This window comes from Bacillus cereus group sp. N12, from assembly GCF_016483575.1.
Lineage (GTDB): Bacteria > Bacillota > Bacilli > Bacillales > Bacillaceae_G > Bacillus_A > Bacillus_A toyonensis.
The window spans coordinates 40429-54164 of record NZ_JAEHBO010000011.1 but is presented as its reverse complement, the minus strand read 5'-3'; the positions used below and the strand labels follow the sequence as shown (position 1 = coordinate 54164).

The following is a 13736-nucleotide window of genomic DNA, read 5'->3' as shown; positions in this document are numbered from 1 at the left end:
AGGAGGACCATTTATGGAGGATGCAGTTAACGAGTACCTATTATCATTTATTGATCCAAAAGATAAATTAATTCTTGAAATGGAAGAATATGCAACAGAAAATCATGTGCCGATTATGGATCGACTTGGAATGGAATTTATGCTGCAATTTTTACGTTTAATTGGACCGAAAAGCATTTTAGAGCTTGGTACAGCAATTGGCTATTCTAGTATTCGTATGATGCAAGCTATTCCAAATTCACGCATTGTGACAGTTGAGCGCAATCGTGAACGATATGAAAAAGCACTTGAATATATAGAACGTTCCCCAGTAAAAGAACGTATTTCAGTTATATACGGTGATGCGTTAGAGACGGGTGAACAAGTAAAAGAACACGGAACATTTGACGTTATTTTTATTGATGCAGCAAAAGGACAATATCGTCGCTTTTTTGACTTATATGAACCGTTATTAAACCCTGGTGGCGTAATTATTTCAGATAATGTTATGTACCATGGTCTTGTAACGACAAAAGAGAAAATTGAAAATAGACGTACACGTGGTTTAATCCGTCGTATTAAGACGTACAATGAATGGCTTATGAACCATGAAGGATATGATACAACGATTTTCCCAATTGGAGATGGAGTAGCTGTTAGTAAAAAGAGAGGATGACCAAGGTATGAAGAAACCTGAATTGTTAGTAACGCCAAGAGCGGTGGCGGATATCGAACCTCTTGCGAAAGCAGGAGCAGATGCAGTAATGATCGGTGAACAAAAGTTTGGTTTACGTTTAGCAGGGGAATTTTCACGTGAAGATGTAAAAAAATCTGTTAAAATTGCACATGAAAATGGTGTGAAAGTATACGTAGCAATGAATGCTATGTTCCATAATGATAAAGTAGAAGAATTAACAGATTACGTTGCATTTTTAAACGAAGTACATGTAGATGCAATTGTCTTCGGAGATCCAGCGGTATTAATGGCTGTTCGTGAAGTAGCACCAAATATGCAACTGCACTGGAATACAGAAACGACAGCAACAAATTGGTTCACTTGTAACTACTGGGGTCAAAGAGGAGCGAAGCGTGCTGTATTAGCTCGTGAGCTTAGCTTAGATGAAATTGTTGATTTAAAAGAAAATGCTGAAGTGGAACTTGAAGTGCAAATTCACGGTATGACTTGTATGTTCCAATCGAAGCGTTCGTTAGTAGGAAACTACTTTGAGTATCAAGGACGTAATCTTGACATTGAAAAGAAAAAATATGAAGAGAATATGTTCTTGTATGACCCAGAGCGTAACAATAAATATCCAATTTATGAAGATGAAAATGGTACTCACATTATGAGTCCGAATGATATTTGTTTCATCGATGAATTAGAGGAACTAATTGAGGCTGAAGTTGATAGCTTAAAAATCGATGGTGTACTAAAAAGCTCTGAATACATTATTGAAGTAACGAAGAAATATCGTCAAGCGATTGATTTGTGTGTGGAAGATCGTGATGCGTATTATGACGTGAAAGATGATCTATATAAAGAAATAGAAGAAATGCAACCAGTAAATCGTCCATTAGATACAGGATTCTTCTTTAAAGAAACGGTTTACTAAACGAGGAGGGTGTAGGAAATGACTGTACAAGAAATTTCACGAGTGATCGATGGCAAGCGCGTTATTGTGAAGAAACCTGAACTGTTAATCCCTGCGGGTAACTTAGAAAAATTAAAAGTAGCTATCCATTATGGGGCAGATGCTGTATATTTAGGTGGACAAGAATTTGGTCTTCGTTCTAATGCAGGTAACTTTACGCTAGAAGATATGGCAGAAGGCGTTGAATTTGCAAAGAAATATGGAGCGAAAATATACGTAACAACAAATATTTTCGCACATAATGAAAATATGGACGGGCTAGAGGAATATTTAAAAGGGATTGAAAAAGCTGGTGTAACGGGAATTATCGTTGCAGATCCGCTTATTATTGAGACGTGTAAACGTGTAGCGCCTTCTGTTGAGGTGCATTTAAGTACACAACAATCGCTATCCAACTGGAAAGCAGCACAGTATTGGAAAGAAGAAGGTTTACATCGTCTTGTATTAGCTCGTGAAGCAAGCTATGAAGAAATGAAAGAAATTAAAGACAAAGTGGACATTGAAATTGAAGCATTCGTCCATGGTGCAATGTGTATCGCATATTCAGGAAGATGTACATTAAGTAACCATATGACAGCGCGTGACTCTAACCGTGGTGGTTGTTGTCAATCTTGTCGCTGGGACTATGACTTAGTTCAAACGGTATCACAACATAAAGATGCAAAAGAGCTTCCTTTATTCCAAGAAGAAGATGCTCACTTTGCGATGAGTCCAAAAGATTTAAATTTAATCTTGTCAATTCCGAAAATGATTGAAATTGGAATTGATAGCTTAAAAGTTGAAGGACGTATGAAATCTATCCATTACGTAGCGACTGTAGCAACTGTATATCGCAAAGTAATTGATGCGTATTGTGCGGATCCGGATAACTTTGAGTTTAAACAAGAATGGTTAGATGAGCTTGATAAATGTGCAAATCGTGATACAGCTCCTGCATTCTTTGAAGGGGTTCCAGGACATCAAGAGCAAATGTTTGGAAATCATAGTAAGAAAACAACGTATGATTTTGCTGGTTTAGTGTTAGATTATAATGAAGAAACGGGCATCGTAACGCTTGAGCAACGTAATCACTTCAAACCAGGACATGAAGTGGAGTTCTTTGGACCAGAAATAGAAAACTTTACGCAGACGGTGGAGAAAATTTGGGATGAGGATGGAAACGAATTAGATGCAGCGAGACATCCGTTGCAAATCGTGAAATTCAAAGTGGATCAACCAGTGTATGTGAATAATATGATGCGCAAAAACATACTTCAATAAGAAAGAGTGGTAGTCGAATGGGGACGAATAAGCCTGTTGTAATTGGAATCGCTGGTGGTTCAGGATCAGGAAAAACAAGTGTAACGAAAGCGATTTTTGACCATTTTAAAGGTCATTCCATTTTAATCTTGGAGCAAGATTATTATTACAAAGATCAAAGCCATTTACCGATGGAAGAGCGTTTAAAAACAAATTATGATCATCCGCTTGCGTTTGATAATGATCTGTTAATTGAACATTTGCAGCAGTTGCTTGCATATGAGCAAATTGATAAGCCTGTATATGACTATACATTGCATACGCGTTCAGAAGAAATTATTCCAGTTGAGCCGAAAGATGTAATCATTTTAGAAGGAATTCTTATTTTAGAAGACCCACGTCTTTGTGAGTTGATGGACATTAAGTTATTCGTTGATACAGATGCAGATCTTCGTATCCTGCGCCGCATGCAGCGTGATATTAAAGAGCGCGGTCGTACGATGGATTCAGTTATTGATCAATACGTAACTGTTGTGCGTCCAATGCACAATCAATTTATTGAGCCTTCTAAGAAATTTGCGGATATTATTATCCCTGAAGGTGGACAAAACCATGTTGCAATTGATATTATGGTGACAAAAATTGCAACAATTCTTGAACAAAAAGTAAATTTGTAATAGCATAGTAAAAGATATACGATAGGAAGGGATTTTTTCCCTTCCTATCGAATACAATGAAGCATGCAACCTCATCTATATATAGGTGAGGGCATATTTATATCAACTTTCCATACATATCTTCTTTAAAAGAAGAATTGGAAATACGGGGTTGTATGTGACAACTCCGCTAGTGCAAGGGTACTAGAAACCTCCGCTAACAATGGAAGCGGAGGAGTTTTCATATGGAACTCCTCTTTTTTCGGGGGATTGGTATATAAAAGGAGTGGAAAATATGTCAACAGAAAAAACATACCCTATGACGCAAGAGGGTAAGCAAAAATTAGAGAACGAAGTTGAGCAATTAAAAACAGTAAGACGTAAAGAAGTAGTAGAGCGTATTAAAATCGCGCGTAGCTTCGGCGATCTTTCTGAGAACTCTGAGTACGATGCAGCGAAAGATGAGCAAGCGTTCGTAGAAGGACGTATTACACAATTAGAAAACATGATTCGTAACGCAGTTATCATCGAAGATAATGGCGAAGAATCTACTGTCGTTACATTAGGTAAAACAGTAACATTTAAAGAATTACCAAATGGAGATGAAGAAGCTTACACAATCGTAGGTAGCGCGGAAGCTGACCCATTCGAAGGAAGAATTTCTAACGATTCTCCAATCGCAAAGAGCTTATTAGGTAAGCAAATTGGTGAGAAGGTAGCAATTCAAACGCCAGGCGGAGAAATGCAAGTAGAGATTATCTCTGTTAAATAATAAAAATCACTCGTGTAAAAACGAGTGGTTTTTTTATTTGTATAAAAGGTTAAACACCTCGTCCAAACTATAATAGACGAGGTGTTTTTTTATGAAAATAAGACGGAGAATTACAGTTGCTTTAATTTGTTTTATATGTGTGATGTTTTTATTACTTTGTCGTTTACTCCAAATACAGATTATAGATACTGAATCTTTTACTGATCGAAATATTAATTTAATCGAAAGAAGCGTTACGCAACGAACACAATCACTTACAGTAGATAATGGAAGAGGACATTTTACAGATCGGAATGATAAAGAAATTGGTGAAGAGAAATACCCAGTTTTAATTATTTTTCCTTTTTTACAAATAAAAAATGACATGTTAAAGAAAATTGCGCATATCATTGGTGTGTCGAGACAAGAGATCAAAATACAAATGAAAGATAAAAAAAATGCATTTATACTCCAAAGAGGAAATGAGCCATTTCCTTTAGTACGAGAGCAGATGGAGAAGATTAATCAATTAAATGTATTGGGCATTGTAGCGGCTGAAGTTCGATTAAAACAAACTGGAGGGACAAATCATTTAGTGGGTGAAGTGGGGGAGAATGAACGAGAATTCCAAAAGCGATATGGAGAAGTAGAAAAAATTTCAAAACAAACGCCAATTGGTATTTCGGGATTACAGCAATCTTTTGATGAATTTTTATTAACTGATGGAGAGGCAAAAGTATTGTATCAAGTGGACCGGCAAGGAGAACCGATTTTTGGAAAACAGGCGAAATACACTTCGCCAGGAAATCCATTTTATCCAGTTACAATTCAAACTACTTTACATAAAGAGTTGCAGCAAAAAGCTGAAGAGACAATTGAAAAAAGTGAAATAAAGAAGGGGGGATTAGTATTACTTGATGTAAAAACAAATGAAATACTAGCGATGGTTAGCAAACCATCTTTACAGGTTAAAAACGAAAGATTATATAAAGCTACACTTGAAAATCAAATGTTAACACCGCATTTTCCTGGTTCTGTTTTTAAAACAGTAGTTGCAACGGCAGCGATTGATCAAAATATAAATGTATTGAATCGCACATTTAATTGTAATAAAGATTTATATGGTGAAAACGACCCACAAGTTTTGATGGGAACACTTAGTTTTAAAGGGAGCTTTGCTAGAAGCTGTAACAGGGCATTCTCACAGTTAGGTAACGAGCTAATACAAAAGGATAAGATGGTGTTAGAAACGTACGTAGCGGCTTTAGGAGCAGTTGGAAAGGTTGGTTGGAACGGTTCGGTATTTCATACATCGCGTTTCGAGCAAATGCCAGAGGAGAAGAGTGCTATTATCTGGGGGAGTGAGGAAAATAAGACTAGTAAAAAAGCGGTAGCGCAAACAGCAATTGGACAGAAAGATGTACGTATATCACCTCTAGCAATCGCTAATATGATGGCGACGATTGCTAGGAATGGAGAAAAAATGGAAGTGAAAGCTGTTAAAAAAATAGTGTATAAAAATGGAAGTGACTTTTTTACATTTGAAAACCATAAATTAAATGGAAAACAGCTTTCTTATGAAACAGTAAAAACATTACAAGAGTTATTAAGAGGCGTTGTAATAACAGAGAAAGGAACAGGAGCAGCATTCAGGTCGTTGCCACTAAGTGTCGCTGGAAAATCTGGGACAGCACAAACAGGAAAAGGGATGAAGGTCAATCGCTGGTTTGCAGGTTATTTTCCATATGAAAATCCAAGATATGCTTTAGTTGTCGTTGATATAGAAACGGACAGCAGTGTAAATAAAGTCACATCCATTTTCAAAGATATCGTAGAAGAAATCCATCGATTAGAGAATGAAAAGTAATCTTGCAATTCATAGTGAAATGTTTTCATTTCATGAAAATATTATTGTAAATGTTCAACCTTTCTAGATTTAATGTTACAATAGCAAGTATGAAAAACTGCATGGAGGTTTGAAGAATGGCAGGAGGATCTAGATTCCAACAGAAACAACAAAAACGTCGTCAAAACGGTGTTTTAAATATTGCAATCGCTATTGTATTAGTGGCAGTAGCTATTGTAGCATATCAATTGTTCGTTCCTGACACAAAAGAGCAAGCGTCTTCTAATGATAAAAAGGTAGCTCAGCAAACAACAAAAGAAAATAAAGCTGAGAAAGCTAAAGGTAAAGAAGAGACGAAGAAGGACGAACAAGAGAAGGCAGAGGCTAAGAAGAAGGAAGAAGAAGAGAAGCAAAAGGCTGAAGAAGAAAAGCAAAAAGCTGAAGAAGAAGCGAAAGCTAATGAGAAAGTGGCAGCTGAAAAAACACAGCCAAAGGCAACAGATGCTTATACGAAACCTTCTTGGAAGCCAGTAGGTACAGAGCAAGGTGCAACACCTGCGATGACGTTTAACAAAGGTACAGCAGATTGGAATGAGATGAATCAAGCGATTTCCGCTGCAATCGACGTTCCGGTAGAGCAATTGGTTATTCATAGAATCGGAAATAACGGTAAGAATAAAGCTTACGGCAACGTACAAGATAAGCAATCAGGTAAAAAATATTATGTAAATATTGATTGGGTAGAGAATGAGGGCTGGAAACCAGTGCTTGTTCAAACTCTAAACTAAAAAAGAGAAGCTCCTAGGAGCTTCTCTTTTTTAGTTAGCGTAATTTCTTTAATTTAAAATGAACAACCGCGCTGTAATACGGTCTTTTGCTTTCAGGATCCATAACCATTTGATGCGAGATGTGATGAACTTCAAGCATAAGTGCTTTATTATTATCAATTTGTTCACTAATTTTTCTTTCTAAGGAAGCTAAGTCTCCCGCTTCAAAAAATTCTATTTTATCTTCTAACATTTCAAAGGTAAATGACATGAAGATGCCCCCTCTCCTATGTAATCAACTACAGTGTAACAAAGAAAAGAAGGAAATACCATGTGCATTTCAATTGACATTTTTAGAAAGAGGGAATATCATACTGATAAAACCGATAAGAAAAAGGGGAATTTTTATGGGCACAGAATTTAATGGTTTATTTGATGAGTGGGCTCATACGTACGACTCATTCGTACAAGGCGAAGATATACAATATAAAGAAGTTTTCGCCCATTATGAGGACATTTTAGAGGATGTAGTTAACAAGTCATTTGGTAACGTATTAGAATTTGGTGTTGGTACTGGCAATTTAACAAATAAATTATTACTTGCCGGTCGTACAGTTTACGGTATAGAACCGTCGCGTGAAATGCGCATGATTGCAAAAGAGAAATTGCCAAAGGAATTTTTTATTACAGAAGGTGATTTTCTTTCGTTTGAAGTTCCGAATTCAGTTGATACCATTGTAAGCACCTATGCATTTCATCATTTAACAGATGATGAAAAAAATGTAGCTGTTGCGAAGTATAGTCAATTGCTAAACAAAGGTGGTAAAATAGTGTTTGCTGATACGATATTTGCAGATCAAGATGCATATGATAAAACTGTTGAAACAGCAAAACAAAGAGGTTTTCACCAGTTAGCAAACGATTTGCAAACGGAATACTATACACGTATTCCGATCATGCAGACTATATTTGAAAACAATGGCTTCCATGTAACGTTTACGAGATTAAATCATTTCGTTTGGGTAATGGAGGCAACTAAGCAATAGAAAGAGGGATTAGATTGAGAATTGCTGTAATTGGAGCAATGGAAGAAGAAGTACGTATTTTACGTGACAAATTAGAACAAGCAAAAACAGAAACGGTTGCGGGTTGTGAATTTACGAAAGGACTATTAGCAGGACATGAAGTAATCTTGTTAAAGTCTGGTATTGGTAAAGTAAATGCAGCGATGTCAACGACAATTTTATTAGAAAAATATAAGCCTGAAAAAGTAATTAATACTGGTTCAGCTGGTGGATTCCATCATTCTCTAAATGTTGGAGATGTAGTTATTTCAACAGAAGTTCGTCACCATGACGTAGATGTAACAGCATTTAACTATGAATATGGCCAAGTACCAGGAATGCCGCCTGGATTTAAAGCTGATGAGGCGTTAGTTGCATTAGCTGAGAAATGTATGCAAGCTGAAGAAAATATTCAAGTTGTAAAAGGTATGATTGCAACAGGTGATTCATTTATGAGTGATCCGAACCGCGTTGCAGCAATTCGTGATAAATTTGAAAATCTTTATGCAGTAGAAATGGAAGCGGCAGCTGTTGCACAAGTGTGCCACCAATACGAAGTTCCGTTTGTTATCATCCGCGCACTTTCCGATATTGCTGGTAAAGAATCAAATGTTTCATTTGATCAATTTTTAGATCAAGCAGCCCTTCATTCTACAAACTTTATCGTAAAAGTACTAGAAGAGTTAAAGTAATGTAACAAAAAGGCAACTGTCTCATATAAAGAAAATACATACAGTTGCCTTTTCTTTATTGGCAAATAAGGGGGAGAACACGATGAATGTATATCGTGGAGTTCATGAGTTAATTGGTCATACACCAATTGTAGAAGTTACTCGGTTTTCACTTCCAGAAGGGGTCCGTTTATTTGCGAAGCTTGAATTTTATAACCCAGGTGGAAGCGTTAAGGATCGTTTAGGAAGAGAATTAATCGAAGACGCACTAGAAAAAGGGCTTGTCACGCAGGGTGGAACAATTATTGAACCGACTGCTGGGAATACTGGTATTGGACTGGCACTTGCAGCGTTAGAACATGATTTACGCGTTATTGTTTGTGTACCAGAGAAATTTAGTATTGAGAAACAAGAATTAATGAAAGCGCTAGGCGCAACAGTCGTGCATACACCGACTGAGCAAGGAATGACCGGAGCAATTGCAAAAGCAAAAGAGTTAGTAAATGAAATACCGAATTCATACTCTCCAAGTCAGTTTGCGAATGAAGCAAACCCACGTGCTTATTTCAAAACATTAGGTCCTGAACTTTGGAATGCATTGAATGGAGAGATTAACATATTTGTTGCTGGAGCAGGAACCGGCGGTACATTCATGGGAACTGCATCTTATTTGAAAGAAAAAAATATAGATATTAAAACAGTTATTGTAGAACCAGAAGGATCTATTTTAAATGGTGGTAAAGCTGGTTCACATGAAACAGAAGGAATTGGTCTTGAATTTATTCCACCATTTTTGAAAACATCTTATTTTGATAAAATTCATACGATTTCTGATCGAAATGCATTTTTACGAGTAAAAGAATTAGCGCAAAAAGAAGGACTTTTAGTTGGGAGCTCTTCAGGAGCAGCATTTCATGCAAGTTTACTGGAGGCAGAGAAAGCAACACCAGGTACAAATATTGTAACGATTTTTCCTGATAGTAGTGAGCGCTATTTAAGTAAAGACATATACAAAGGATGGGAATAAAAAATGAGAGCAAAGACAAAGTTAATTCATGGTATTCGCATAGGAGAACCTTCAACTGGATCTGTAAACGTACCGATTTATCAAACAAGTACGTATAAACAAGAAGCAGTTGGTAAGCATCAAGGATATGAATATTCACGTACAGGCAACCCAACACGAGCAGCTTTAGAAGAAATGATTGCCGTATTAGAAAACGGTCATGCTGGATTTGCATTTGGTTCGGGAATGGCTGCTATTACAGCAACAATTATGTTGTTCTCAAAAGGTGATCACGTTATTTTAACAGATGATGTTTATGGCGGAACGTATCGTGTTATTACGAAAGTATTAAACCGCTTCGGTATTGAGCATACATTTGTAGATACAACAAATTTAGAGGAAGTTGTAGAAGCAATTCGTCCAAATACGAAAGCGATCTATGTGGAAACACCAACGAATCCACTACTAAAAATTACTGATATTAAGAAAATATCTACTCTTGCTAAAGAGAAAGATTTATTAACAATTATTGATAATACATTCATGACGCCATATTGGCAGTCGCCGATTTCTTTAGGAGCAGACATTGTACTTCATAGCGCAACGAAATATTTAGGAGGTCATAGTGACGTAGTTGCAGGTCTAGTAGTGGTAAATAGCCCACAACTAGCAGAAGACCTTCACTTTGTACAAAACTCAACGGGAGGTATTCTTGGACCACAAGATAGCTTCTTACTACTTCGCGGTTTAAAAACATTAGGAATTCGTATGGAAGAACATGAAACGAATTCACGCGCAATTGCTGAATTCTTAAATAATCATCCAAAAGTAAATAAAGTATATTATCCAGGCCTTGAATCACATCAAAACCATGAATTAGCAACAGAACAAGCAAACGGATTTGGTGCTATCATCTCATTTGATGTAGATAGTGAGGAAACATTAAATAAAGTACTTGAGAAACTGCAATACTTTACACTTGCTGAAAGCCTAGGAGCAGTCGAAAGTTTAATTTCTATCCCATCTCAAATGACACATGCATCAATCCCAGCAGATCGTCGTAAAGAATTAGGAATTACAGATACATTAATTCGTATCTCTGTCGGAATTGAAGATGGTGAAGATTTAATTGAAGATTTAGCACAAGCGCTAGCATAATAAAAATGCACTGCTAATGTGGAGCAGTGCATTTTTATTATTTTAATTTGTGAAATATTTCACAAATTAGACATACACAAATGAAATGATTTCATGTATATTGAATTCATGAAATGTTATTCACGAATAAACTTGTGAAATATTTCACAAACAATGGGATTCATGTAGGACGGTAACTCTATTTTTTTCGCTAATCGGGACTTTTTATGACCTATAGGGACATATAAAGACCGTGATAACAGAATAGGAGGAAATTTACATGGTAGTCAAAGAGAAAGTTGTAAATGAAATGCAAGAGGTAAAAGAGATGATTGATACGTTAGTAAATAACGGTCAAGAAGCTTTACAAGCATTAGAAAGTTTTACACAAGAACAGATTGACAACATTGTTCATGAAATGGCACTAGCAGGTGTTGATCAACATATGTCGCTTGCAAAATTGGCTGTTGAAGAAACAGGCCGTGGTGTCTATGAAGACAAATGCATAAAAAATATTTTTGCCACTGAATATATTTGGCATAGTATAAAGCAAGATAAAACGGTAGGAGTTATTCATGAAGATCCTCATGAAGAAATAATAGAAATTGCGGAACCAGTCGGTGTAGTAGCTGGAGTAACGCCAGTAACGAATCCAACGTCAACAACAATGTTTAAAGCATTAATCGCGATAAAAACGAGAAATCCAATTATTTTCGCATTTCATCCTTCTGCACAAAATTGTTCCGTTGCAGCGGCCAAAACAGTATATGATGCAGCGGTGAAGGCGGGTGCGCCAAAGCATTGTATTCAATGGATTGAAAGACCATCTGTCGAAGCAACGAAACAATTAATGAACCATGATGGTGTCGCACTCGTTCTAGCAACTGGAGGCGCTGGTATGGTGAAATCGGCTTATTCTACTGGTAAACCAGCACTAGGTGTAGGTCCTGGTAATGTACCGTGTTATATAGAGAAATCAGCACATGTAAAACGAGCTGCTAATGATTTAATTTTATCGAAAACATTTGATAACGGTATGATTTGTGCATCGGAACAGGCAATCATTATCGATAAAGAAATTTATGATGATGTTAAAACAGAAATGATTGCAAATAATTGTTACTTTGTAACAGAGGAAGAGAGAAAGAAATTAGAAAAGCTCGTTATAAATGAAAATACATGTGCAGTAAATAGTGATATTGTAGGGAAATCTGCACAGTATATTGCCGAATTAGTTGGGATGACTGTGCCTGAACATACAAAAATACTTGTAGCTGAAATTAAAGGAATTGGGGCAGCGTATCCACTATCTCGTGAGAAACTGAGCCCAGTATTAGCTTGTGTAAAAGCGAATTCATTAGAAGAAGGATTTACATATTGCGAAGAAATGTTGAATCTTGGAGGTTTAGGGCATTCAGCAGTCATTCATTCTACAAATAAAGAAGTACAAAAACAATTTGGTTTACGTATGAAAGCTTGCCGTCTTATTGTAAATGCACCTTCATCACAAGGCGGAATAGGTGACATATATAATGGGTTTATTCCATCGCTTACACTTGGTTGTGGTTCATACGGGAAAAACTCAGTTTCTCAAAACGTAACAGCGACTCATTTATTAAATATAAAAAGGCTGGCAAATAGAAAAAAGAATATGCAGTGGTTCAAGTTGCCACCAAAAATTTATTTTGAAAAACATGCTACGGCGTATTTAGCAAATATGCCTAACATTTCACGCGCATTTATTGTAACGGATCCAGGAATGGTTGAGCACGGCTATGTAGACACAGTTACGCACTATTTACGTAAGCATGCAAATGATGTGAAAGTTGAAGTGTTCTTTGAGGTCGAGCCAGATCCGTCAGATGAAACTGTTTTTAAAGGTGCGGAAATGATGAGAAGTTTTAAGCCTGATGTGATTATTGCACTTGGTGGCGGTTCAGCTATGGATGCGGCAAAAGGGATGTGGTTATTCTATGAGCATCCAGAAACATCATTCTATGGCATTAAACAGAAATTTTTAGATATAAGAAAACGTACATGTAAATATCCGGAATTAGGAAATAAAGCGCAGTTTGTTGCCATTCCAACAACATCAGGAACAGGGTCAGAAGTGACACCATTTGCGGTTATTACAGATAAGAAAAATAATATAAAGTATCCGCTTGCAGATTATGAATTAACACCAGATGTAGCGATTGTTGATCCGCAATTTGTAATGACAGTACCACCACATGTAACAGCAGATACTGGTATGGATGTTTTAACACATGCAATTGAGGCGTATGTGTCTGTTATGGCAAATGACTATACAGATGGATTAGCATTAAAAGCTATTGATCTCGTATTCAAATATTTACCGAGAGCATATAAAGATGGAAATGATGAAGAAGCAAGAGAAAAAATGCATAACGCTTCTGCAATTGCAGGGATGGCATTTGCAAATGCTTTCCTCGGTATTAATCACAGCTTAGCACATAAGATTGGACCAGAATTCCATATTCCGCACGGACGCGCAAATGCCATTCTAATGCCGCACGTAGTCCGCTATAATGCTATTAAGCCAAGAAAACACGCATTGTTCCCAAAATATGAGTACTTTGTGGCAGATGAAAGATATGCACATATAGCGAGAATGCTCGGGCTTCCAGCAAGTTCGGCAGCAGAAGGGGTGGAATCACTTGTCCAAGCAATTATTGAGCTTGGAAAAAGCTTGAATATTAATATGAGTATTATGGGGCAAGGAGTCGATAAAGAGAAATTTGAAGAGGTTGTTGGAGTATTAGCAGAACGGGCTTTTGAAGACCAATGTACAACAGCTAATCCGAAATTACCGCTCATTTCAGAGTTGAAAGAAATTTATATGGAAGCATATAAAGGTGTGGAATAGATAGGAAAGAGTCGCAATTAAGCGGCTCTTTTTCTTTTGGAAAACATCTCCCCGAATGGCTGCATTTACTTGTCTTTCAGT

At 36.8% G+C, this 13736-nt stretch carries 13 protein-coding genes; 12 read left to right on the top strand and 1 reads right to left on the bottom strand.

Translation table 11 applies throughout. The features are described 5' to 3' along the window. Positions 1 to 13 precede the first annotated feature (13 nt). The 7 genes from JDS92_RS08650 to JDS92_RS08620 all read left to right on the top strand — a co-directional run bounded on the left by JDS92_RS08650 (position 14) and on the right by JDS92_RS08620 (position 6911). Positions 14 to 655, top strand: a complete 642-nt coding sequence (locus JDS92_RS08650) for an O-methyltransferase (RefSeq protein ID WP_000389100.1) — start codon at positions 14 to 16, stop codon at positions 653 to 655. Positions 656 to 662: 7 nt separating this feature from the next. After that, entirely contained in the window at positions 663 to 1592 is a 930-nt protein-coding gene (locus JDS92_RS08645; protein ID WP_000742797.1) for a peptidase U32 family protein, read from the top strand. A gap of 18 nt (positions 1593 to 1610) precedes the next feature. Further along, positions 1611 to 2891: a peptidase U32 family protein gene (locus JDS92_RS08640; protein WP_000217960.1), complete on the top strand. Its 1281-nt coding sequence runs from the start codon at positions 1611 to 1613 to the stop codon at positions 2889 to 2891. Between the two features lie 17 nt (positions 2892 to 2908). Next, a complete protein-coding gene (udk, locus tag JDS92_RS08635; protein ID WP_000537080.1) occupies positions 2909 to 3547 on the top strand; it encodes a uridine kinase in 639 nt (212 codons plus the stop codon). A 274-nt stretch (positions 3548 to 3821) separates the two neighbouring features. Continuing rightward, on the top strand, positions 3822 to 4298 hold the full coding sequence (gene greA, locus JDS92_RS08630) for a transcription elongation factor GreA (RefSeq protein WP_000102593.1): 477 nt from the start codon (positions 3822 to 3824) through the stop codon (positions 4296 to 4298). Positions 4299 to 4389: 91 nt separating this feature from the next. After that, positions 4390 to 6144 carry a peptidoglycan D,D-transpeptidase FtsI family protein gene (locus JDS92_RS08625; protein ID WP_098710854.1) on the top strand — a complete coding sequence of 585 codons (1755 nt, stop codon included), beginning with the start codon at positions 4390 to 4392 and terminating at the stop codon, positions 6142 to 6144. Between the two features lie 116 nt (positions 6145 to 6260). Then, positions 6261 to 6911, top strand: a complete 651-nt coding sequence (locus JDS92_RS08620) for a YrrS family protein (protein ID WP_000897105.1) — start codon at positions 6261 to 6263, stop codon at positions 6909 to 6911. Positions 6912 to 6945: 34 nt separating this feature from the next. Here the strand turns inward: JDS92_RS08620 and JDS92_RS08615 are convergent, their stop codons facing one another. Next, a complete protein-coding gene (locus tag JDS92_RS08615) occupies positions 6946 to 7161 on the bottom strand; it encodes a YrzA family protein (RefSeq protein WP_000010979.1) in 216 nt (71 codons plus the stop codon). A gap of 136 nt (positions 7162 to 7297) precedes the next feature. On the opposite strand from JDS92_RS08615, the gene JDS92_RS08610 reads away from it, so the two are divergent. From JDS92_RS08610 to adhE, 5 genes are all read left to right on the top strand, one after another. Further along, positions 7298 to 7936 carry a class I SAM-dependent DNA methyltransferase gene (locus tag JDS92_RS08610; protein ID WP_199631818.1) on the top strand — a complete coding sequence of 213 codons (639 nt, stop codon included), beginning with the start codon at positions 7298 to 7300 and terminating at the stop codon, positions 7934 to 7936. A gap of 14 nt (positions 7937 to 7950) precedes the next feature. After that, on the top strand, positions 7951 to 8646 hold the full coding sequence (gene mtnN / locus JDS92_RS08605) for a 5'-methylthioadenosine/S-adenosylhomocysteine nucleosidase (protein WP_001217044.1): 696 nt from the start codon (positions 7951 to 7953) through the stop codon (positions 8644 to 8646). An 82-nt stretch (positions 8647 to 8728) separates the two neighbouring features. Continuing rightward, positions 8729 to 9652: an O-acetylserine dependent cystathionine beta-synthase gene (locus JDS92_RS08600; RefSeq protein ID WP_199631817.1), complete on the top strand. Its 924-nt coding sequence runs from the start codon at positions 8729 to 8731 to the stop codon at positions 9650 to 9652. Between the two features lie 3 nt (positions 9653 to 9655). Next, the gene (locus JDS92_RS08595; protein WP_001201921.1) at positions 9656 to 10789 is read left to right on the top strand and encodes a bifunctional cystathionine gamma-lyase/homocysteine desulfhydrase; all 1134 of its coding nucleotides are present in this window, start codon (positions 9656 to 9658) and stop codon (positions 10787 to 10789) included. A gap of 259 nt (positions 10790 to 11048) precedes the next feature. Continuing rightward, entirely contained in the window at positions 11049 to 13655 is a 2607-nt protein-coding gene (gene adhE, locus JDS92_RS08590) for a bifunctional acetaldehyde-CoA/alcohol dehydrogenase (protein ID WP_000260456.1), read from the top strand. Positions 13656 to 13736: the final 81 nt, after the last annotated feature.